This window comes from Coriobacteriia bacterium (genome assembly GCA_013334745.1).
In the GTDB taxonomy this organism is placed as follows: domain Bacteria; phylum Actinomycetota; class Coriobacteriia; order Anaerosomatales; family JAAXUF01; genus JAAXWY01.
In genome coordinates this window covers 31426-51667 of record JAAXWY010000014.1, presented here as the reverse complement: position 1 = coordinate 51667, position 20242 = coordinate 31426, and the positions used below count along the sequence as shown (strand labels likewise).

Genomic DNA, 20242 nt, shown 5'->3' with positions numbered 1-20242 from the left:
TGTCGATGTTCTGCAACCAGTGTGAGCAGACGGCCCACGGGACCGGCTGCGAGAAGGTCGGTATCTGCGGGAAGTCACCGGAGGTCGCCTCGCTCCAGGATCTGCTCGTCAACTCCGTTCGCGGCCTCGCCGTCGTCGCGCTCGATGCCGAGGCGCGCGGTCTCGACACCGCAGCCGAAGGCGCCTTCACCGCCGACGCGCTGTTCACGACGCTGACCAACGTCGACTTCGATGCTGAGTCGGTCGCCGGCAAGGTCGACGAGGCTGTCGCTCTGCGTGAGGCCCTCAAGGACCGCGTCCGCGCTGCTGGCGGCGACGCCGACTACGACGACGTGTTCGCGACCTTCGAGCCCGCCGGCTCGGTCGAGGGCAAGATCGCCCAGGGCGTCGAGTTCGGCTCGCCGTGGGACACCTCGCGCGACGGCGATGTGCAGTCGTTGCAGGAGACCACGCTCTACGGCCTCAAGGGCGTCGGCGCTTACGAGCATCACGCGCGTCATCTCGGCGTGACCGACACAGCGATCTACAGCTACCTGTTCAAGGCGCTCGCGGCTATGGCCGACACCTCGATCGAGCTCGGCGCGTGGGTCGACCTCGCGATGGAGTGCGGTGCCGTCAACCTGCGCACGATGGAGATTCTCGACGAGGCGAATACCGGCGCCTACGGCCACCCGACGCCTACCGGCGTGAAGCTCGGCCAGCGCAAGGGGCACGCGATCCTCATCTCCGGTCACGACCTCGCCGACCTCAAGGCGCTGCTCGAGCAGACCGAAGGCAAGGGCGTCGACGTCTACACGCATGGTGAGATGCTCCCCGGCCACGCCTACCCCGAGCTGCACAAGTACGAGCACCTCGTCGGCCACTTCGGCACCGCGTGGCAGAACCAGCGCAAGGAGTTCACCGAGTTCCCCGGCCCCATCCTCATGACCACGAACTGCCTCATGATCCCGCACGACGAGTACAAGGCCCGTGTGTTCACGAGCGGCCCCGTCCAGTTCCCGGGCATCCCGCACGTTGAGCGCAAGGACTTCTCGGCGGTCATCGAATCCGCGCTCGCCGAGCCGGGCTTCGCGTGGGACACCGTCGTCGGCGACGTGCTCGTGGGCTTCGGCCACAACGCGGTTCTCGCGGTCGCCCCGACCGTCATCGAGGCCGTCAAGAGCGGCGCGATCCGCCACTTCTTCTTGGTCGGCGGATGCGACGGCGCCAAGCCGGGCCGCAACTACTACTCGGAGTTCGTCGAGGAGACACCCGCCGATACGATCGTGCTCACGCTCGCGTGCGGCAAGTTCCGCTTCTTCGACAAGCAGCTCGGTGAGATCGGCGGACTGCCGCGCCTCATGGACGTGGGCCAGTGCAACGACGCCTACTCGGCGATCAAGATCGCGGTCGCCCTCGCGGGCGCGTTCGAGTGCGACGTCAACGAGCTGCCGCTCTCGATGATCCTGTCATGGTACGAGCAGAAGGCCGTTGCGATCCTGCTGACGCTGCTGCACCTCGGCATCAAGGACATCCGCATCGGCCCGTCGCTGCCGGCGTTCATCAGCCCCAACGTGCTCGGCGTGCTTGTCGAGAACTTCGACCTGAAGCCGATCGCTGCCTCACCGCGCGAGGATCTCGACGCGATTCTCGGCGCCAAGGAGGCGTAGGGACCCGTGGGCGAGTTCGAGCCTGATGCCATCGACGTCACAGACGAGCCGGTCGCCGAGGAGGCCGAACTCGAGTGCAAGCTGCGCCGTCCGCTCTGGCTGCGAGTGCTGCGGGGCGTACTGATCACGATCGTGTCAGTGGTCGCCGTGGGCGGGATCGCCGCGCTGCTGCTATACAACTTCGGCGGCATGTCCGGCTCGGCGGTACCGGGAGTGATGGAGCGCTACGACGCGGCGGTTGCGGCGGGTCAGGCGGCTCCGATCCAGAAGCGGTTCGTGATCGGCATCCCCGGATGCCAGTGCCACAGCACCGATCCGACGCTCACGGCGCAGCATAGCCGGCGTCACATGAACGAATGCATGAAGTGCCACAACACCAGGCCGCCTCACATGGAACCAGGCATCCTGTAGGTAGGCTTCGAGACACAGCGTGTACAGGCGCGTAATGCACGGCCCGGTCATCGGAAACGGTGGTCGGGCCGTTGCGTTGTTGGAGGGCAAGAGCCTGTTCATCATCGGGTAAGCCCCTCCGGCCACACTTCATTCGCAACGAGCGCAGTTGCGAGAATGTCAAATCTGACATAAGGTGTCGGTGACGGTGCGAGGCTCGAAACCGTTGGTCTGGCTGAGGTCTGAGGTGAAGACGCCGCCCTTCTCGCCGTGGGCCAGGATTGAAGTCGGCGTGTTGCTCAGGCGACTGCAGGCGGGCGAGTCGCTCGCGCTGCCGGTATCGCGACCGATGCCGTCGATCGGGCCCAACTGTCATGAGTTGCGTGTGACTGACTCTGGAGTCTCGTGGCGGATCGTGTATAGGGTCGACGCCGATGCGATCGTGATTGCGACGGTCTTTGCGAAGCGAACCGCCAAGACGCCCCAGTCTGTGCTCGAAACCTGTAGACGGCGCTACCGACAATACGACCGCATCTAGGAGGCGACGATCGTGGATGCTGCGAAGAAGGCACGGCTTCACGCCGCCGGATGGCGAACCGGTGACGCGGCGGACTTCCTGCAACTCACGCCAGAAGAGACGACGCTCGTCGAGATACGTCTCGCCCTGAGCGGCTACGTGCGGCAGGTGCGCCACGAGCGGCAGTGGACTCAGTCGAAGCTGGCGCAACGCATCGGGTCCAGCCAGTCGCGCGTGGCCAAGATCGAGGCGGCCGACGCATCGGTGTCGCTTGACCTACTGATCAACGCGCTCGTGAGCATGGGTGCGTCGGCGCAGGAGGTCGGCCGTGTCATCGGCCGCACCGCCTAGCCCTCACTGCGTCTGGACGATGACCGTCTCGCTCGGGTGGTACTCGACCGTCACCGGGCGTCCGCCCAGCTTGCCCATGAGTGATGCCTGAAGCGGCGCCGTCGAGGGCAGCTTTCCCATGCCCGACACCGAGAGAAGGATGTCGTCCTCGGCGGACACCGCGAGCACCCGGAAGTCGGTTCCCGCGAGCCACGCGTCGGCTGCGTCGTGGACTCGGCTCTCGGAGATGTTGGTGCGCGCGACTTGATAGGTCTGGTACCCGAGCGGCACCGAAATGACCACCGCGAGCACGATGACCACGATGACGGCAACGCGCCGGGCGGCGGGGGAGCGCTCGGCCATCGCGACCCGCGGGAAGCCGAGCAGCCCGAACATCGCGGATCCGGCGAGCAGGATCGCGCAGTAGTTGGTGATGAACAGCAGCATGCTACCGGCGGCGAGGTCGGCCCGACCGGCGCCGAGCAGGATGCCCACGTTGGCCAGCGGCGGCACGAGCGAGATCGCGATCGCGACGCCCGGTAGGGTATCGGAGACATCACGTCGACTCATAGCGAATGCGCCGGCCAGCCCGGTTGCGATAGCGGCACAGAGGTCGATGAGGCGTGGTGCGGTGCGTGCCATGATCTGGCCGTTCACCTCGGGATTGAAGCCGGACCACGGCATCGAAAGCAGCCAGCCCACGAGGATCGCGGTGGCGATGCCGCCGAAGCCGACGGCGATGGAGCTCAGCACCGCTTTGCGGTCGCCGATGCTGATGGCGAACGCGAGCCCCATGATCGGCAGCATGAGCGGAGCGACGATCATCGCGCCGATCACGGTCGCCACCGAGTCCGAGATCAACCCGAACGTGGCGATCGCCGAAGCGAGCACGAGCAGCACCGCAAAACGCACGAGCCGTTCGCGCAGGCCGGGCTCCTCGAACATGATGATGTCGCGAACGCGCGCGACCTCATCGGCGTCGACGACCGAACCGTGCAGGATGTCTCCGAATCGGCTCACCCAAGACCTCCCTCGTTGTCCCGAACCCAGCCGCCAGCGCGCCCTTGGCTGCGCTACCATGTAGCAGACGGTGCCGATGCGCCGCGCACCACACATGGTACCCGTGCCGGAGGTCCACGATGGCCGAGATGATGCAGCACCTTACCGCACTCGCCGATGAGATCGGGCCGCGTCCGGCCACCACCGACGCCGAGCACCGCGCTGCGGCATACGTGGAGTCGGTATTCGTCGCGCGTGGAGTCGAACCCGAGATCCAGGAGTTCGATGCGCCGCGCACCTACTCGTGGGCGTACGTCATCTACCACCTGCTCACGATCGTCTCGGCGGTGTGTGCGGGCGCGTGGCTGCTCGGCGGGAAGCTGATGCCGGCGGCGGTCGCTCTCTCTGCGCTTTCCGCGGTGATGATGTTCCTCGACCTCGACACCCGCTGGGGCATCTCCAGCATCCTGCCCAAGGGTCCCAGCCAGAACGTCATCGCTCGGCACGTGCCAAAGGCGCGTCGTAACGAGAAGCTCAAGAAGGTCATCGTCGTGGCGCACTACGACAGCGCCCGTTCCTCGCTCGCATTCTCGCCCGGGATGGTCGGGCAGTTCGGCGTGACGTTCACGCTGATGAAGACCTGCACGTTCCTAGTACCGATGCTGCTCCTCATCGCCGCGCTTCCCCTGCCGATTCCCACCGCCGTGAAGACCTACATCTGGTACGCGGCGGTCGCCGCCTCGGCCTACCTGGTCATCCCGATGCTCATCAACATCCACCGCGAGCTCGCGATGCCCTTCGTGGCCGGCGCCGGCGACAACGCCTCGGGCGTTGCGGCGATGCTCGGCGTGTTTCACAACATCGTTCCCGAGCCGGACTCCTCGCGATTCGTGACCTCGCAGTTCACGGCGACGCGCCACTCCGAGGATGTCGCGCGCGAAGCCGGCGTGGTGCCTGAGGGCGCAGCGCTCAGCTACTCGAGTGGCAGCTCCGAGTCGCTCCTGCCTGACGACTTCGACTGGGCCGACTCCGGCTCCCAGATACCTTCTGCGCCATCGGCTCCGCCGGCGCGAGCGCGCGCGCGCCTGCCCGAGTTCGAGACGATCGAGTTCGGCGCCGTGGGTTCACCCGCTCCCACACCACCCAGCCGTTCCTCTGCGCCCACCCGCTCGCTCGACAGCGACTGGGCCGACGACGCTGCCGAGGGCCTTGGCGCGACGGGCACGCTCGGCATGGCCGAGCCGCCCCGCACGATGGATCCCACTCCCGAGCAGCCACCGAAGCGCGGCCTGTTCAGCGGATTGTCGTTCGGGCGCAAGAAGAAGGACGAGCCCGATGTGAAGGGCTGGCTCGGCGTCGATGACGAGTTCGACGCGCGCAAAGCCGGCAAGGACATCGGATCGTGGGACAACTTCGGCGCCGAGGGCGAGGGTGACGACGACACCGACGGGTTTGGCTGGAAGGGCGGCTGGGCCGGTGACGATCCCATCGAGGACGTCGAGTTCGCGGCGAACGAGGCCGCGCGTATCCGCCGCAGGGTCACCGAGATGGTCGACCGCGACCTCTTCGAGAAGGAAGTCTGGTTCGTCGCGACCGGAGCCGAGGAAGTCGGCACCGTTGGTATGCAGGCGTTCCTCGCGCAGTACGGCGAGGAAGTGCGCGACGCGCTCATCATCAACATCGACAACGTCGGCGCGGGCCAGCTCTCCTGGGTCACCGCCGAGGGCATGATCCGCCGCTACCGCGCGAGCGCCCGGCTCGTGGGCCTTGCCCGCCGCGTCTCGCGCGAGCAGGAGATCCTCGTCAAGCCGCGCGTCTACAAGGGGCTTTCGACCGACGCGACGCCAGCGCTCGCCCGTGGCTACAAGGCGATGACGATCATGGCGTTCGACTCCAAGGGGCTGCCGGTCAACTGGCACTGGAAGACCGACACCAGCAGCGAGATCGAGCCCGAGGTCGTCGAGCGCGCCACCGAGCTCGTCACCAGCATGATTCGCGACGCGTAGGGCGCAGTAGCCGCGCGAAGACCCGCGATCCACTCCACGTACGCAACCTTGATTCTGCGTCTCCGAAAGGTGATGTATAGTCATATACATCGTATGGCGCGACGCGAACGGACGCGGTTCGCTCTACAGACTGCGGGGCGACGATGGCTCGGATGGTGCGCAAGCAGCTCTACCTCGATGAGGCGACCGACCGCAGGCTCGCCCAGCGTGCGGCGTTGCTCGGCGTGTCGCAGGCGCAGCTCGTGCGCATCGCCGTCGACCGCTACCTCGAGGACGGCGTCCACCGCACGCGTGACGAGGGACACCGGCGTTTGCTCTCGGCGATCGACGAGATCCAGGCGCTCGGGCCGGTTGACGGCACCACCGAGCGCTCATGGCGCCGTGAGGACCTCTATGACCGCTAGGGTCCTTCTCGATACGAGCGTGTTCGCCCACGCGGTCGACCGCTCCGAGCCGGAGAAGTCCGCCCGCGCGAGGGCGGTGCTCGATCACGTGGGATCGTGGGGAGCCGGCGTGCTCAGCCCGCAGGTCGTGGCCGAGTTTGTGAGCGCCTCGCGCCGGCTGCGCGCACCGCTCTCAGTCGAGCAGGTCGCTGCCGTCATCGACCGGGTGCTCTACAGCTTCGAGGTGCTTCCACTTGACGAGCGCGTCATGCGCGAAACCCTGCGCTGCTGGCGCCGCTACTCCGTCTCGTACTGGGATGCGCAGATCTGGGCGACCGCGCGTATCGGGGGAGTGAGCCTGGTCGTGACCGAGGATGTGATCGCAGCCGAGCTCGAGGGCGTGCGCTACATCGACCCGTTCGAGTCCGGGTTCTCGCTCACCGACTTGGGGCTCTCGGGGTAGTCCGGCTCGTCGCTCCACTCAAACGCCGTCTCCTCGCGCGGAGTCGAGCGATGCCATGCGAGTCGGCTCGCGTAGAAGGCCAGCACGGTGCCCACGAGCGAGAAGATCGCCGCCGCCGAGAACACCGGCATCATCCAGCTCGAGCGCTGCAACGCGACGACCACGATGCCGAACAGCACGAATCCCAGATGCAGCAGTCCGCTGCCGGTCTTGGTCAGGCGGCCCTCGGTGAGGTACGAGGGCCCGCGCACGCCGGCGACGGTCAGGACGACGACCGCGACCTGGATGATCGCGGCCAGCGACAGGTAGATCGCAAGCCCGGTCTCGAGCTTCCCGGTTACGGCCCACGCGATCATGCCGGCTGCGACCATCGCACCGGAAACCAGGATCAGCGCGCGGCGCGAGAACAGCCGCTTCGGGACGCACAGTCCCATGACGAGCACGAGCACCAGTACGAGCGGCGCCGCGATGAGATTCATCAGCTCAACATAGGCTGCGTAGCCGGGGCCGGCCTCCCACTCGGGGATGGCGCGCTGGGCCCACCACACGTAGCCGGTGCCGATGAACGACTGCACGCCAAGCGCCGCAAGCACCGCGACGGTGACGATCGTGAGCCAGAAGTCCCAGACGCGTTGGCGGATCTCCTCGATGGTCGACATCAGGCACCTGCTCCCGAGATCGCGCCGGCCGCATCGCCGAGAGCAGCGATCGCAGTGCCCATCTCGGCGGATGCGTAGCTATGCGCGCCCGGAACCACGTAGGTCGCGACGTAGGTGAGGACGAGGATGAGGAACGAGATCACGGCGACCGCGGCGACCGCCTTCCACATTCCTCGCGTACGTAGATAAAGTCGCGCGTGCAGGTAGGCGGTGTAGAGCACCCACATCATGATCGACATGTTGACCTTGCCCGACCACCACCACGCCTCGCCCTGCCAGCTCATCAGCGCCCACGGGAAGCCGAGCAACATGCCGGCGGTGAGCGACAGGTATCCGAGCCGGGCCCAGCGATATGCCGTCGTCTCGTACGCCGAGTGCCGGTGGCGGATCATGAGCAGCGTCGCCACGAACGAGATGACGAGCGCCCCATAGCTGAAGAACAGCAGCGGCGGGTGCACCCACATGAACCACGCGTTGTAGTAGAACTGCCGAGCCGATTCCATGCCCTGGAACGCACCCTCGGCAGTCATTCCGCCGGCTGCCAGCGACTGCAGGTAGCCCACGTACTGCGACAGCAGGTTGGGCAGCGGGTTGGAGAACGGCTTGGAGAGCAGCGTGCCGCCCACGGCGAGTACGCCGGCGCCGAAGAGGGCGCCGGGCATCAGCTCGTCTCGCTGGCGTCGCATGCACAACCCCATCACCGCGACGAGCAGCGCCCACACGTAGAGCTTCTCGGATTCGATCCACAGCGGTGCGGCGACGTGGCCCGTCGTCAGTCCGGTGCTCGGCTCGACGACGAGCATCAGGTCGTAGAGCCGCCAGTGCATCCAGCCAAGCAGCACCTCGCCGGCGACAAGGAACGTCGCGAGTACGGCGAGTGCCTTACCGGCGTAGGCGCGGATGGCGGGGATGAGTGCGATCAGGACCGAGATCGCGCCGACGACCGCGATCGCAGCCTCGAGTCCCGCCCCTATCGGACGGACCGCTTCGACCAGGTTCACGATGGCGATGTATGTCGTCTTGGGGTCCACGCGGCACAGTATACGGGTCGCATGAGGAGCCTCGGGGATTTGCCGCCTTCTCTTGGGCGCGAGTACACTCTGCTGACGCATGCGTTCGTTACCCCGCGTGCGTACGACCTTCATGCCGAGACGGAGGCCTGATTGACCCCGAAGCGGTTGAGGAAGCGGATTGCTCGTTCGCTGATGGTTTCCTGGCGAGAGCAGCCCACCCGCTACGACATCGAAGCCGTTCAAGCGAACACCCGCCGAGTCGGACTCGTCATCCGCATCCGGTGGGCTCTGCTTGTCGTGCTCGTGCTGTACTCGGTCATGGCCGGGCTCGCCTACACGGCCGAGCTCTCGATCGCCGAGCTCGCCGGGCACATGTTGATCCCGGCGCTCGCACTCGCTTTCGTGGTCGTCTACAACACGTTCTACCAGCTCAACTACAAGAAGTTCGGCAACATCGCCGTCTGGAACAACCTGCAGCTCACTCTCGATGCGATCGTCGTGACGGTGCTCGTGTACTACTCGGGCGGAGTGTCGTCGTGGTTCTGGTCGATGTACTCGCTCTTCATTCTTGAGGCGGCCTTCATCCTGCGCAGGCGCCGGGACACCTGGCTGCTCGCGGCGACGTGCGTAGCGCTGCTTGGGCTCACCGAGTATCTCGAGCTCCTCAAGCTCGTACCGCACATCGTGATTCCATTCGCGGCCGCCGATCAGTACCTCGATCCGGTGTACGTCTCGGTGCGCTATCTGTGGCAGGTCGCCGTTCTCGGCGGAACCGCGGCTGTTGCGACGCAGCTCGTATCGGAGCAGCGTGCCGAGGAGGCTCAGCGCCAGTCGCTCACCGTTCTCGACGACACGACGAGCCTGTACTCGCGCGCGTACTTCCTGCGCGGACTGTCCTCTGAGGGTCGACGTGCACAGCGTGACGGTCGCCAACTTCACGTGGTGCTCATCGACATCGACCGCTTCGGCGACTTCAACAAGCAGTTCGGCATCGAGGCCGGCGACGCGTTGCTCAAGCAGATCGCAGTCGCCATCAACGATACGGTAGCCGAGGCCGGCGAACTCGCGGTCACGACCAATCTAGCAGCGCGCTACGGCGGCGAGGAGTTCGTCGTCATGTTCGTTGAGGACGACGCGCTGGACGGCTCGCCGACTCCCGCCGACGCTTTGCGACTCGCCGAGCGTCTGCGCACTGCGATATGCGCGACAGCTGTCGACGGCGCCGGCGTGACCGTCTCGGTAGGGGTCGCTTCGATGCCGCACGACGGATCGAGCGCCAGCGACCTCCTGGATGCGGCTGATGCGGCGCTTTCGCGGGCGGTCGAGCTCGAAGGCGATCGCGTGGTCGCCGCAAGCACGCTGGAGAAGCGCCCCTTCGACGACGATGAAGCCGCCGACATCGGCGGCATGCTGCCACACCCGCTGGAGGACTGACGTGCGTCGCGTGACGACGTGGCTTGTGGGCCTCGTGCTCGCGGTCTTCATGCTCGGGGCGGCGGTGGTTCCCCTCACGATCCCGGCGTTCACGCGCCTGCTCGCCGGGCGCACTTCCCTCGCAGTGGAGGCCGGACTGTCGTCTGAAACCATGCTCGGCGTCGCCGAGCAGGTCCGGCACTTCGTAGTCGACCCTGAGGCGCCGACGTTGCCCGCGACCGTCGAGGGGCGCGCCGGTTTCGACGAGTCGGCCGTCTCACATCTGCTCGACGTTCGCCGCGTGCTGGCTGCCGCTCGCATCGCCACGGGCGTGCTCGCACTCCTCTCGGCGGTGGGTTTGGGCATCGAGGTGGCGCGCCGTCGGACGGATCGCATCGCCGATGCGCTCGTGGCGGGCGCCGTGTGTTCCGTCGCGCTCGTGGCGGTTTCGGTGCTGCTTGCCGTGAGCGACTTCGAGGCGTTCTTCGCCTCGTTCCATGGCCTGTTCTTCTCGGCGGGGACCTGGACGTTCCCCTACGATTCCCTGCTCATACAGGTGTTTCCCGAGCCGTTCTGGATGACGGCTGGCGTCGTATGGGGAGTGCTCGTGGTGCTCGGTGCAGGGGTGATGGTGCTCGGCGCATGGGCCCTTCGGCGGGATCGAGTGGTGTCGTGGTCACAGACCGCTCGTCCGATTCACTAGACGCGCGTCGCGTCAAGGCGTGACAAAGCGCGGATGTTCGGTAAGACTTGGAGGCGAGGGAGCACGAACCATCGCTTCCGGAGGGGGAAATGCAGACAGCTGCGGCTACACCTGCCCGGGTGTGCGGCCGTTGCCTAAACCGTTTCGACGAGGAGGTGACTGCGCGAATGGCAGCTAAGGAAGGTTACTGCGTCAAGTGCAAGGCCAAGAAGGATATCCAGGACGCCAAGGAAATCACCATGAAGAATGGTCGTCCGGCTACTCAGGGCACTTGCCCGGACTGCGGCACGAAGATCTTCAAGATCGGCAAGTCCTAGGGCTTCCGAGCTTTCGTTCGAAACGCCGTCGGGTCTCGACTCGGCGGCGTTTCGCGATTGCGGGGGCTTCACGCACTGGGATACACTCTCTCGGCGCGCGCGGCTGTAGTTCAATGGTAGAGCGTCAGCTTCCCAAGCTGAATGTTGCGGGTTCGAGTCCCGTCAGCCGCTCCAAGTCACTTCCGCGGTCGCCCAATGAGGCGGCCGCTTCGCATTTCGGGCTTGCGCGTGTCAGAGGGCGGGCGTAGTATCGAACACGTGTTCGGTATGCCCCCACTCCCGCTCCTTGCCGCGAAGGCAGGGTGGTTCGCATGTCTCCCGTTCTCAGGCCCTTAGGTCGTCGCGTCCGCGTCCGCGTGGCCGTACTCACAGCGGCAAGGCCGTCGATCCGCGTGGTCCTCGTGGGCGCGCTGATGGTTGTCGCACTACTCACGCTTCCTGCGACGGCGCACGCCGGCTGGCCGCTTGCGCGAGACGATGGAACGCTGCTCGCGTTCGGAGCGACGTACGCTGATGCCGACGGCGGTGGCTCGCAGCATCGCGGTGTGGACCTGCGCGCGTCCGCAGGCGATGCGGTGCTTGCGCCCCTCGCCGGCGAGGTCACGTTCGTCGGCAGCGTGCCCGGCGTGGGCGGCGGGAGAGTCCGCGCCATGACGATCGCCACCGCGAGTGGGGCCGTGACTCTACTGCCGTTTGACGGCACCACTGTCGCACGCGGTGAGCGCGTCTCGGCGGGGGATCGCGTGGGGACGCTGGCAGGCTCAGGCGACGGCTCGAGCTCGGAGCTGCATGTGCACGTCGGTGTTCGCACGGGTTCGCTCTACATCGATCCGCTCGGCGTGCTTGCGCCGCCGGCCACGACTCCGCAGCAGAGCGCCGAGCTGCCGGAAGCGGCCGGAGCGGCGGCGCATGCGGCCGCCGGGGCCTCGCTCGGCTCGGGCGTGTCGGTCGCCGGCGGCGCGCGCGTGATGGCGCCGGGCGGCGAGATCGCACCGGGAGTCAGCGTTGCGACGCGCGGTGCACGGGCTCGCGCATCGAGCTCGCGCACGCAGCGGCAGCAGGGGCGCGCATCCGCCGGCGGGAGCGACCTCCAGCAAACGGTGCTCACGGCATCGGGTGTGGTGGTCGCCGCGGGTTCCACGGCCGCGCCCGCACAGGCACCAACTCCCGCTACGTGGCTTGCGGACCTCGTCGGACGGGTGCGGGCCGTCGCGGTGAAGTCGGCTCGGGTCGCAGGCCTCGTGGTACTTGCGGTACTAGCTGCGCTCGGCGCGCTCTGGCCGTTGTGGCGATCAGACAGGAAAGGTGCCGGAAAGGTTCTCGTCAGTGGTGTGGGAGAGGATGTTGCCGCAGTGCCGGGCCGGTGATACACTCCACAGGCTCATTTCCTGCTCCGGACCGCTGCCTTCACAGTTCCGGGGCCGACCCAGCCCAGGGGAGGTGACTCAATGAAGGCTTACGAACTGTTGCTCATGCTCAACCCCTCCCTCGAGGAGGAGGCCCGCGCGGCTGTCCTGGACAAGGTCCAGGGCATCATCACCGCTGACGGGGGCGTTGTGGATACCGTTGATGGATGGGGCAAGCGCAAGCTTGCTTTCGAAATCGGCAAGGTGACCGAGGGCGATTACGTCCTGGTCGACTTCCACACCAAGCCAGCTGCTATCGCCGAGCTTGACCGTGTGCTGCGCATCACCGATCCCGTGGTTCGCTTCATGCTCGTGCATCGCGAAGACCGCGAGTAATCTTCGCGCGCGGCTGTCCCCTGCGGCCTCGGGTGGGTGAATCCCATTCGATCCCGTACCTCAGAAGGTGGTTTCAAGATGAGCATCAATCGAGTTTGCATCACCGGCAATCTGACCCGTGACCCGGAGCCCCGCGAGACTGCGGGCGGCATGGCGATTCTCAAGATGGGAATCGCTGTGAACGACCGCCGCAAGAACGCGCAGACCGGCGATTGGGAAGAGGTGCCGAACTTCTTCGACGTCGTCGTCTTCGGCAAGCGCGCCGAGTCGCTGTCTCGTTTCCTGTCCAAGGGCTCGAAGATCGCGGTCGAGGGCAAGCTCCGCTGGAGCCAGTGGGAGACCCCCGATGGTGACAAGCGCTCGAAGGTCGAGATCGTCGCAGACGACATCGAGTTCATGAGCTCACGCGGCGAAGGCGGCGGCGGTGGCGGCGGTTACAGCGCCCCGAGCGCTCCGGCCGCACCGAGCCCCTCGTCGAACGACGAAGACATCCCGTTCTAGCGAACCACTTGGCGCGCCCACCCCTCGGGCGCGCACCGATATCGATACCGCGACCAAGAATCGCGGAAGGAGGTCAGAAGACATGTCCGATTTCGCCCGCAAGCCGAGGCGCAAGTACTGCCAGTTCTGCAAGGATCACACGGAGTACATCGACTACAAGGACGTGCAGCTGCTTCGCAAGTTCATGACTGACCGCGGCAAGATCAAGCCGCGTCGCGTGTCCGGCAACTGCGCTCAGCACCAGCACCGTCTCTCGATGGCGATCAAGCGCGCTCGTGAGATGGCACTCGTGCCGTACACCGTTCCGGTCATCAGCGGCCGCATCGACCGCAGGGGCGGCAGGTAGTCTCCCCGTGGATGCTCGCCTTCATCCCATAGCCGATTCGATGATGCTGTTCGCAGCGGTCCTCATCGGCGTAGCGATAGTGCCGTTCGTGGCGTTTGTCGGCCTGCCCCTCGCGGCAGCCGGGATCGCCGGATTGGCCTATCGCGGACACACGATGCTCGCGGCCCTTGCGGCAGCGGTAGGCGTCGCCGTGGTCGGGGTGCTCGGCGCATCCGATGCGCTCTATGCCGCTCCCGTTCTGGCAGCCGTCGTCCTTTCGGTCGTTCTGCTGCCCCGACGTTCCTTCCAGGCCGTCGCCGCTTCGCTCATCGGCGTGCTCGCACTCGCGAACATCGCCGCCGACGAAATGCTCGCGCGGTCGCAGGGAACCACGCTACCGGTCGCGATTGGTGTCGAAACCAAGGCGATAGCGGCCGAGATGGTCAAGGCGTCGGGAAACGCACTACCTGCGGAGACGCTCGACACACTCAACCAAGCGGTCGCGCTCATGGCATCCGCCTGGCCGTCGGCGTACTTCCAGACCGCCGTGATCGTCGGCGTTCTGATTGTCGCTGCGATCAGCTGGGCGGCCCGCAAGGCCGATCGGCCGATTGGAGTGCCGAGTCTCCACCAGCTCGACCTGTCCCCCCACGTTCTGTGGGTGTTCGTCGCGGGGGTGTTCCTCGTTGCGGCATCGTACGGTTCGTTCGCCGGCTCGGCGATCATGGGCGTGGTGGGACTGAATCTCGTGTTGTGTGCGCGGACACTGCTGTTCCTTCAGGGAATCAGCGTGGCGGCGGGGATGCTTCACCGGACCGACGTCGGTCTCGGCGGGCGCATCCTGCTCCTGGCTGTGCTCGCCGCGATCGACGCGTTCACACTCGTCGTCAGCTTCACGGGTCTGCTGGATTTCTGGGTCAATTTCAGGCGCATGCCGCGTGACGGTGTGACGTCTGCCGACGTCGAGCCCGATGGCCGACGCTGGTAAGTGATGAATTGCCGTCCGGACGCGCAAGCAGTCCGGCGACATGAAGGAGTAACAATGAAGGTCATCTTGTTGCAGGAACTGAAGGGTCGCGGAGGCGAGGGCGACGTCATCGAGGTCGCTCGCGGCTTCGCGGTCAACTACCTCATGCCCCGCAAAATCGCCATGGAGGCGACCAAGGGCAACCTCAAGCAGCTCGAGCTTCGGATGCACAACATTCAGAAGCGCGAGGACCAGCGCATCACTGAGGCTAGTGGTCTCGCTGGCCAGCTCGATGGCAAGGTCGTCACCATCGAGGCCAAGGTGGGCGAGGAGGGCCGTCTGTTCGGCTCGGTCACCCATGCTCACATCGAGGCTGCGATTCTCGAGCAGCTCGGCGTCGAAGTCGACCGCCGCAAGATCGAGACGCATGGCGCCATCAAGGAGGCGGGTCCTCACGTCATCGAGATCGCTGTCTATCGCGATACGAAGGCTGAGCTCACCGTCAACGTCGTGCCGGAGGGTGGCGTGATCGCTGCCGCTCCCGAGACCGTCGTCGTCGAGGTCGAGGGTGTCAGCGCTGATGGCGAGGCGATGGTCGAGGTGGTCGAGGAGACCGCCGAGCAGGCCGCCGCTGACGTCGCGATCGAAGAGGCCACCGATGAGGTCGCCGAAACGGTCGAGGCCGAGGAGGAGACCGCCGAGTAGCGGTTTCAACCAAGCACGCGACTCACGATGCCGTCCCCGCGCAAGCCGGGGGCGGCATCGTCGCGTCTAGGACCTGCGATCGCTCGAGGCGACGGGGTGCCGGTGGCGCACGCCGACTCCCGCGTCCGGCGAAATCGTTGTGAATCGGTGGATACGGTGGATAACGTGCAAAGCCCCTGATGGGAGCGGTGGACCCCTGTGGACACCGACACCGGAGCCGCATTTCATGTCGGCGCTCTGGTCTATCATCGGGTCGCCGCTGGAGACTCGCTCGCGGTGGGGGACGCGCCGCCCGGAGCGCGCGGAGGAGAGACATGGCTGACGTCTTGGATCGCGAACGAGCACCCCGCAGTAGTGGCGGGTTCGATCGCGTGCCGCCACACAATCTTGAAGCGGAACAAGCCGTGCTCGGAACCATGTTCCTTTCGCTAGACGCGGTCGAAGGCGCACTGACGCAGTTGCAGCCCGAGGACTTCTACCGGCCCGCGCACGCCCGCATCTTCACGGCCATGGCCGACCTGCACAACCGCTCGATTCCCATCGACCACCTCTCCGTCGCCGACCGTCTCGAGTCGAGCGGTGAGCTCGAGGCTGCGGGTGGCAAGCCCTACCTGCTCGACGTAACCGGCGTGGTCCCGACGGCCGCCAACTGGCCCCGCTACGCCGAGATCGTCAAGCGCAACTCGATGCTCCGCCAGCTCATCGGAGCCGGAACCGGTGTCGTCGCGCTTGGTTACGACGCCCCCGACGACCTCGACCAGGTCGTCGGGGACGCCGAGCGTCTGATCTTCGATGTGACCAACAAGCGGGTCCAGAGCAACTTCAAGGAGATCAAGGGACTGCTCACCGAGTCCTTCAAGCAGCTTGAGGAGCTCGCGGAGCGCAAGGAGCACGTCACCGGCGTGCACACCGGATTCGACAAACTCGACCGGCTTCTTGCCGGCTTGCACCCGGGCGACCTCTGCATCCTCGGTGCGCGTCCTGCCGTCGGCAAGACGGCACTTGCGCTCAACATCGGCGTGAACGCCGCCAAGAAGGGCGCCTCGGTCGCCATCTTCTCGCTCGAGATGTCAGCCGAGCAGCTGGTTCAGCGTGTGCTCTGCTCGGAGGCGCGCATCAATCTCCAGGACGTGCGTACCGGCTACGTCAAGGACTCGGACTGGTACGCGATCCACAACGCGATGGGCAAGCTCGCCGCGCTCGACTTCTGGGTGGACGACACGCCATCGATCTCGATTCTTGAGGTTCGCGCCAAGGCGCGCCGGCAGCTGCGCAACAAGGAGAAGGGCCTCATCATCGTCGACTACCTGCAGCTCATGCAGCCACAGGGTCGTCGCTCGGAGAACCGGCAGACCGAGATCGCCGAGATCAGCCGAGGGCTCAAAATCCTGGGCAAAGAACTCCATGTCCCCATCCTCGCGCTCTCGCAGCTCTCGCGTGGCGTCGAGCAGCGTCAGGGCAAGCGGCCGCAACTTTCGGACCTCCGTGAATCGGGCGCCATCGAGCAGGACGCAGACGTCGTCATGTTCATCGACCGCAACACCGACCCCCGGGCCGAAGACGAAGAGGGGCGTCCGCAGAAGGGCATGGCCGAGCTGATCGTGGCCAAGCACCGTAACGGACCTACCGGCAACGTGCCGCTCGTCTTCAACGACCGCTTCACCAAGTTCACTGAGCCACCGTCCGGGCCCACGCCCTAGCGGCGCCCGCCGCCTCGGAGCAGTCGTTCGAACTCGGCTTTGTCCCAGCCGGTCATCGCCCGGTCTCCTACGCGGATGACCGGCACGCCGTACTGACCCGTCATTCGGGCCATCTCCTTGCGCCCGCGCACGTCGTTGATCACGTCGACCTCGCGATAGCTGAGTCCTTTGTTGTCGAGGTAGCTCTTCGCGACGCGGCACCAATGACACGAGGGGCTCGTGTAGATGACGATTCGCGGTTGGCTCTTCGGAGGACCGTTCATCGGCGCTATGTAACCTTTCGTATCCACGGCGCGGCCGCTAGGCAGCCGCTCTTGACGCCGCAGGTATGATAACCGACGGCCTGAAACCCTGCGCGCACTCGCGTACCATGCGAGATGCGCGATGAAGGAGCTGAGTAGTGTCTTCCCCTGAGTACCGCGTCATCATCGTCGGAGCCGGCCCCGCCGGGATCTTCGCCGCCCTCGAACTCGCGAGAAGCGGCGTGACCGACGTTCTCGTCGTCGAGAAGGGCCACGCGATCGCCAAGCGTAGGTGCCCGGCTCGGCGGACGGCATGCACCGGCTGCAAGACCTGCGACATCATGACCGGCTGGGGCGGCGCCGGCGCCTTCTCGGACGGCAAGCTCACGCTGACCACGGAGGTCGGCGGCTGGCTCGGCGACTTCGTGCCGCGGGCCGAGCTCGAGGTGCTCGTCGACTACGCCGACCAACTGTGGCTGGAGTTCGGCGCGACGACCGACGTTCACGGCCCCGATCCGGCGACGGCGACCGCGCTCGAGCGCGAAGCGACGCTCGCCGGGATGAAGCTCATCCCGATGCGCATCAGGCATCTGGGCACCGATCGCTCGCCGGAGGTCCTCGACGCGATGCGCGTCCACCTCGAGTCGGTCGGCGTGACGGTGCGCACCGAGGTCGCTGCCGCGCGCATCATCGCAGCTGACGGTCGTGTGAGCGGCGTCGAGCTCGCTGACGGCGAGGTCGTCAGCGCCGACATCGTCATCGCGGCGCCCGGTCGCGAGGGCGCGGACTGGCTCGCCGAGCAGGCCCACGAGCTCGGCCTGGGGCTCGTCAACAACGCCGTCGACATAGGCGTTCGCGTCGAATGCCCGGCGCCAGTCATGGAGCGACTGACCGACGCGCTCTACGAGGCGAAACTCGTGTACCACACGAAGGCGTTCGGCGACACGGTGCGAACCTTCTGCATGAACCCGCACGGCGAGGTCACCACCGAGAGCTACGGCGACGTCGTCACCGTCAACGGGCACAGCTACGCCGAGGCCAAGACGCCGTACACCAACTTCGCGGTGCTCGTGAGCCAGCGCTTCACCGAGCCGTTCCGCGACCCCATCACCTACGGCCGCTCCATCGCCAAGCTCGCGAACCTGCTCGGCGACGGCATCCTCGTGCAGCGGCTCGCCGACCTCAAGGCCGGCCGCCGCTCGACGACCGAACGCATCGCCCAGTCGCTTGCCGAGCCCACGCTCGCGCACGCGACGCCGGGCGATCTCGCCGCTGTGCTTCCGTACCGCCACCTCACCGACATCATCGAATTCCTTGAGGCCATGGAGCCGCTCGCGCCCGGAATCAGCGGCCCGAGCACGTTGCTCTACGGCGTCGAAGTGAAGTTCTACTCGTCGCGTCTCGAGGTCGACCCGCAGATGCGCACGTCGATCGCCGGGCTCTATGCGATCGGTGACGGCGCGGGCATCACCCGCGGCCTCATCCAAGCGAGCGCGAGCGGCGTCATGGCCGCACGCTCCGTGCTTGGCGGCGCAACCGCGTGACGTCTGCCGAGACATCTGCTGTCTCGTCGGCCGAACCATCGGCGCCGGATCGCTCGGCTTGGGAGTCCTGGCTCTTTGCCGCGATCTCGGCCCTGGGCGCCCTCGCCGCGACCCTGCACGTGTATCCGGGAGCGCTCTTTCCCAGCTACGACTCGACCGCCTACATCTTCGTCGCGGACGGGATTCTCGGCGGGCGGATACCGTACCTGCAGCTGTGGGAGAACAAGGGGCTGCCGCTGTACGCGGTCAACATCGTCGGGCGCCTGCTGACGCCGGGGAGCTACAGCGGGTTGTGGCTGCTCGAAGTTGGAAGCGTCGCGCTGGCGCTCTGGGTGCTGCTGCGTACGGTGCGCAGGTTCGCGTCGTTGCCGGCGACACTCCTCGCAGGAGCCCTGCTCGTCCCCGGAGTCGCCATCACGATCGTCGGCGGCAACACGCCGGAGTTCTGGACGTTGCCGTTGTGCGCGACGGCGCTGGCCGCGGGATGGGCGCTTGTCGCCAATGAGTGGCGTGAGCGGCGCTGGCTCCTGCCGGTGACCGGCTTTGCCGCCGGTCTCGCTGCGATGATGAAGATCAACCTGCTGAGCGCGTGGGTGGCGCTGTTCGTTCTTGTGGCGGCGCACGTGCTCGCGAAGCGAATGACCCTTCGCGACGCGCTCGACGCGCTCGGTCGCATGGCAGCCGGATTCGCTGTCGCGGTGGTGATCTCGATGGGGCCGATCGTGGCGTGGGGCGCGCTCGGCGCGTGGTGGGACCAGTGGTTCGGCTTCGGCTTCAACATGACCGAGAACGGCTTCGGCGGCGAGCGTGCCTCGAGCGTATCGGCGGTTGGCGACGGCATCACGCTGCTGCGCTTCATCGCGGTACCGCTCCTCGCCGGCCTCGGTCTCGCCGGGACGAGATGGGTCACGCGCAAACGCCCGCCGTTCGATGCGCCCCGTCTGTGGATGGGCGGATTCCTCGTCGCCTGGATCCTCGTCGAGGTGGGGGCGTCGTCGGTCAACGGCCTCGGTTACCTGCACTACTACTCGATGTGGCTCGTGCCGTGCGTCGCTCTCGTTGGGCTGCTGTTTGGCGAGGAAGGCTCATCGTGGCCGGCGCTCGCGCTCGCCGGCCTCGTCATCGCAACCGGCCTGTGGTGGGCCGTCCCCGAGTTCCGGGCGCGCCTCGACCGCCACAACGGCTTCCCGCCCATCCTTCGCACCGAGCCGGCGAAGCGCCTCGCAGCGCAGCGCAAGATCATCGCGTTCGTCGAGGCCAACACCGAGCCGACCGACTCGGTTCTCGTCTGGGGCATGGACCCGATCGTCTTCACCGAGACGGGTCGCGCCTCCGCAGGCCCGTACGCTCACCCGCTCGATGTCTTGCTCGCTCCCGGCTACCAGAGCGAAGCGCAGTTCGCCGAGTTCATGCGCGAACTCGAAGCCGATCCGCCGGCGCTCATCGTCGACTCGGCTCGGCGGCCGCGCTTCAACAAGGCGGTGCCAGCCGATACGCCGATGACCGAGCTGCGTCCGAGAATCGATGACCTTCGGGTATCGCAGCCCACTCACACACAGATCGGCCTCATCCAGCCCTACATGCGCTCGCTGCCCGAGTTCGTGGCCTCTCGCTATCGCGCAGTCGAGAGCACGGCAGCGGGCGTCGTCTACTACCGGCGAATCGGCGAGTAGC

Annotated in this window: 23 protein-coding genes and 1 tRNA gene; 20 read left to right on the top strand and 4 right to left on the bottom strand. The window is 66.4% G+C overall.

The window, feature by feature from the left end; translation table 11 throughout:
• Window positions 1–5: 5 nt before the first annotated feature.
• The 4 genes from hcp (at window position 6) to HGB10_05505 (ending at window position 2907) form a co-directional block, all read left to right on the top strand.
• Entirely contained in the window at window positions 6–1649 is a 1644-nt protein-coding gene (hcp, locus tag HGB10_05520) for a hydroxylamine reductase (GenBank protein NTU71259.1), read from the top strand.
• 6 nt (window positions 1650–1655) lie between these two features.
• A complete protein-coding gene (locus tag HGB10_05515) occupies window positions 1656–2060 on the top strand; it encodes a hypothetical protein (protein NTU71258.1) in 405 nt (134 codons plus the stop codon).
• Between the two features lie 187 nt (window positions 2061–2247).
• Window positions 2248–2577 carry a type II toxin-antitoxin system RelE/ParE family toxin gene (locus HGB10_05510; GenBank protein ID NTU71257.1) on the top strand — a complete coding sequence of 110 codons (330 nt, stop codon included), beginning with the start codon at window positions 2248–2250 and terminating at the stop codon, window positions 2575–2577.
• A gap of 12 nt (window positions 2578–2589) precedes the next feature.
• Complete coding sequence (locus HGB10_05505) at window positions 2590–2907, top strand: XRE family transcriptional regulator (protein ID NTU71256.1); 318 nt, start codon at window positions 2590–2592, stop codon at window positions 2905–2907.
• Between the two features lie 3 nt (window positions 2908–2910).
• Here the strand turns inward: HGB10_05505 and HGB10_05500 are convergent, their stop codons facing one another.
• On the bottom strand, window positions 2911–3888 hold the full coding sequence (locus HGB10_05500; GenBank protein NTU71255.1) for a DUF389 domain-containing protein: 978 nt from the start codon (window positions 3886–3888) through the stop codon (window positions 2911–2913).
• A 137-nt stretch (window positions 3889–4025) separates the two neighbouring features.
• Between HGB10_05500 and HGB10_05495 the strand changes: the two genes are divergently transcribed.
• The 3 genes from HGB10_05495 to HGB10_05485 all read left to right on the top strand — a co-directional run bounded on the left by HGB10_05495 (window position 4026) and on the right by HGB10_05485 (window position 6737).
• On the top strand, window positions 4026–5891 hold the full coding sequence (locus HGB10_05495) for a Zn-dependent exopeptidase M28 (protein NTU71254.1): 1866 nt from the start codon (window positions 4026–4028) through the stop codon (window positions 5889–5891).
• Window positions 5892–6034: 143 nt separating this feature from the next.
• Window positions 6035–6295 carry a ribbon-helix-helix protein, CopG family gene (locus HGB10_05490; protein NTU71253.1) on the top strand — a complete coding sequence of 87 codons (261 nt, stop codon included), beginning with the start codon at window positions 6035–6037 and terminating at the stop codon, window positions 6293–6295.
• Entirely contained in the window at window positions 6285–6737 is a 453-nt protein-coding gene (locus tag HGB10_05485) for a PIN domain-containing protein (protein NTU71252.1), read from the top strand. Before HGB10_05490 ends, HGB10_05485 begins: the two co-directional genes overlap by 11 nt.
• On the opposite strand, the gene HGB10_05480 is transcribed toward HGB10_05485, so the two are convergent.
• Together HGB10_05480 and ccsA are read right to left on the bottom strand one after the other, a co-directional pair.
• Window positions 6680–7396, bottom strand: a complete 717-nt coding sequence (locus HGB10_05480; GenBank protein ID NTU71251.1) for a hypothetical protein — start codon at window positions 7394–7396, stop codon at window positions 6680–6682. The two genes, HGB10_05485 and HGB10_05480, sit on opposite strands and share 58 nt — an antisense overlap.
• Entirely contained in the window at window positions 7396–8427 is a 1032-nt protein-coding gene (gene ccsA, locus HGB10_05475; protein NTU71250.1) for a cytochrome c biogenesis protein CcsA, read from the bottom strand. The genes HGB10_05480 and ccsA overlap by 1 nt, the downstream gene beginning before the upstream one ends.
• A 132-nt stretch (window positions 8428–8559) precedes the next feature.
• Between ccsA and HGB10_05470 the strand changes: the two genes are divergently transcribed.
• The 11 genes from HGB10_05470 to dnaB all read left to right on the top strand — a co-directional run bounded on the left by HGB10_05470 (window position 8560) and on the right by dnaB (window position 16782).
• Entirely contained in the window at window positions 8560–9843 is a 1284-nt protein-coding gene (locus HGB10_05470; protein ID NTU71249.1) for a GGDEF domain-containing protein, read from the top strand.
• Window positions 9844–9853: 10 nt separating this feature from the next.
• Window positions 9854–10525 carry a DUF1461 domain-containing protein gene (locus HGB10_05465; protein NTU71248.1) on the top strand — a complete coding sequence of 224 codons (672 nt, stop codon included), beginning with the start codon at window positions 9854–9856 and terminating at the stop codon, window positions 10523–10525.
• 167 nt (window positions 10526–10692) lie between these two features.
• Window positions 10693–10842, top strand: a complete 150-nt coding sequence (locus HGB10_05460; protein NTU71247.1) for a hypothetical protein — start codon at window positions 10693–10695, stop codon at window positions 10840–10842.
• A gap of 99 nt (window positions 10843–10941) precedes the next feature.
• Window positions 10942–11016: transfer RNA gene (locus HGB10_05455), tRNA-Gly, on the top strand.
• 137 nt (window positions 11017–11153) lie between these two features.
• Window positions 11154–12209 (top strand): M23 family metallopeptidase, encoded by a 1056-nt coding sequence (locus tag HGB10_05450; GenBank protein ID NTU71246.1) that lies wholly within the window; start codon window positions 11154–11156, stop codon window positions 12207–12209.
• An 81-nt stretch (window positions 12210–12290) separates the two neighbouring features.
• The gene (locus HGB10_05445; protein NTU71245.1) at window positions 12291–12584 is read left to right on the top strand and encodes a 30S ribosomal protein S6; all 294 of its coding nucleotides are present in this window, start codon (window positions 12291–12293) and stop codon (window positions 12582–12584) included.
• A 78-nt stretch (window positions 12585–12662) separates the two neighbouring features.
• The gene (locus HGB10_05440) at window positions 12663–13085 is read left to right on the top strand and encodes a single-stranded DNA-binding protein (GenBank protein NTU71244.1); all 423 of its coding nucleotides are present in this window, start codon (window positions 12663–12665) and stop codon (window positions 13083–13085) included.
• An 82-nt stretch (window positions 13086–13167) separates the two neighbouring features.
• Complete coding sequence (locus tag HGB10_05435; GenBank protein NTU71243.1) at window positions 13168–13431, top strand: 30S ribosomal protein S18; 264 nt, start codon at window positions 13168–13170, stop codon at window positions 13429–13431.
• A 7-nt stretch (window positions 13432–13438) separates the two neighbouring features.
• The gene (locus HGB10_05430; protein NTU71242.1) at window positions 13439–14398 is read left to right on the top strand and encodes a DUF2232 domain-containing protein; all 960 of its coding nucleotides are present in this window, start codon (window positions 13439–13441) and stop codon (window positions 14396–14398) included.
• Between the two features lie 54 nt (window positions 14399–14452).
• A complete protein-coding gene (locus HGB10_05425) occupies window positions 14453–15082 on the top strand; it encodes a 50S ribosomal protein L9 (GenBank protein NTU71241.1) in 630 nt (209 codons plus the stop codon).
• Between the two features lie 314 nt (window positions 15083–15396).
• A complete protein-coding gene (gene dnaB, locus HGB10_05420; GenBank protein NTU71240.1) occupies window positions 15397–16782 on the top strand; it encodes a replicative DNA helicase in 1386 nt (461 codons plus the stop codon).
• Here dnaB and HGB10_05415 read toward each other — a convergent pair.
• A complete protein-coding gene (locus HGB10_05415) occupies window positions 16779–17045 on the bottom strand; it encodes a glutaredoxin family protein (GenBank protein NTU71239.1) in 267 nt (88 codons plus the stop codon). The two genes, dnaB and HGB10_05415, sit on opposite strands and share 4 nt — an antisense overlap.
• 137 nt (window positions 17046–17182) lie before the next feature.
• Between HGB10_05415 and HGB10_05410 the strand changes: the two genes are divergently transcribed.
• Both HGB10_05410 and HGB10_05405 read left to right on the top strand, forming a co-directional pair.
• Complete coding sequence (locus HGB10_05410; GenBank protein ID NTU71238.1) at window positions 17183–18568, top strand: FAD-binding protein; 1386 nt, start codon at window positions 17183–17185, stop codon at window positions 18566–18568.
• Window positions 18565–20241 (top strand): hypothetical protein, encoded by a 1677-nt coding sequence (locus tag HGB10_05405; protein NTU71237.1) that lies wholly within the window; start codon window positions 18565–18567, stop codon window positions 20239–20241. The genes HGB10_05410 and HGB10_05405 overlap by 4 nt, the downstream gene beginning before the upstream one ends.
• The last annotated feature ends 1 nt before the right edge of the window (window position 20242 follow it).

Coding starts and splice junctions, on each gene's coding strand:
- hcp (NTU71259.1), top strand. CDS start 6: ATGTTCTGCAACCAGTGTGAGCAGACGGCCCACGGGACCGGCTGCGAG.
- HGB10_05445 (NTU71245.1), top strand. CDS start 12,291: ATGAAGGCTTACGAACTGTTGCTCATGCTCAACCCCTCCCTCGAGGAG.
- HGB10_05460 (NTU71247.1), top strand. CDS start 10,693: ATGGCAGCTAAGGAAGGTTACTGCGTCAAGTGCAAGGCCAAGAAGGAT.
- HGB10_05435 (NTU71243.1), top strand. CDS start 13,168: ATGTCCGATTTCGCCCGCAAGCCGAGGCGCAAGTACTGCCAGTTCTGC.
- HGB10_05450 (NTU71246.1), top strand. CDS start 11,154: ATGTCTCCCGTTCTCAGGCCCTTAGGTCGTCGCGTCCGCGTCCGCGTG.
- HGB10_05485 (NTU71252.1), top strand. CDS start 6,285: ATGACCGCTAGGGTCCTTCTCGATACGAGCGTGTTCGCCCACGCGGTC.
- HGB10_05425 (NTU71241.1), top strand. CDS start 14,453: ATGAAGGTCATCTTGTTGCAGGAACTGAAGGGTCGCGGAGGCGAGGGC.
- HGB10_05480 (NTU71251.1), bottom strand. CDS start 7,396: ATGTCGACCATCGAGGAGATCCGCCAACGCGTCTGGGACTTCTGGCTC.
- HGB10_05495 (NTU71254.1), top strand. CDS start 4,026: ATGGCCGAGATGATGCAGCACCTTACCGCACTCGCCGATGAGATCGGG.
- dnaB (NTU71240.1), top strand. CDS start 15,397: ATGGCTGACGTCTTGGATCGCGAACGAGCACCCCGCAGTAGTGGCGGG.
- HGB10_05490 (NTU71253.1), top strand. CDS start 6,035: ATGGCTCGGATGGTGCGCAAGCAGCTCTACCTCGATGAGGCGACCGAC.
- HGB10_05440 (NTU71244.1), top strand. CDS start 12,663: ATGAGCATCAATCGAGTTTGCATCACCGGCAATCTGACCCGTGACCCG.
- HGB10_05415 (NTU71239.1), bottom strand. CDS start 17,045: ATGAACGGTCCTCCGAAGAGCCAACCGCGAATCGTCATCTACACGAGC.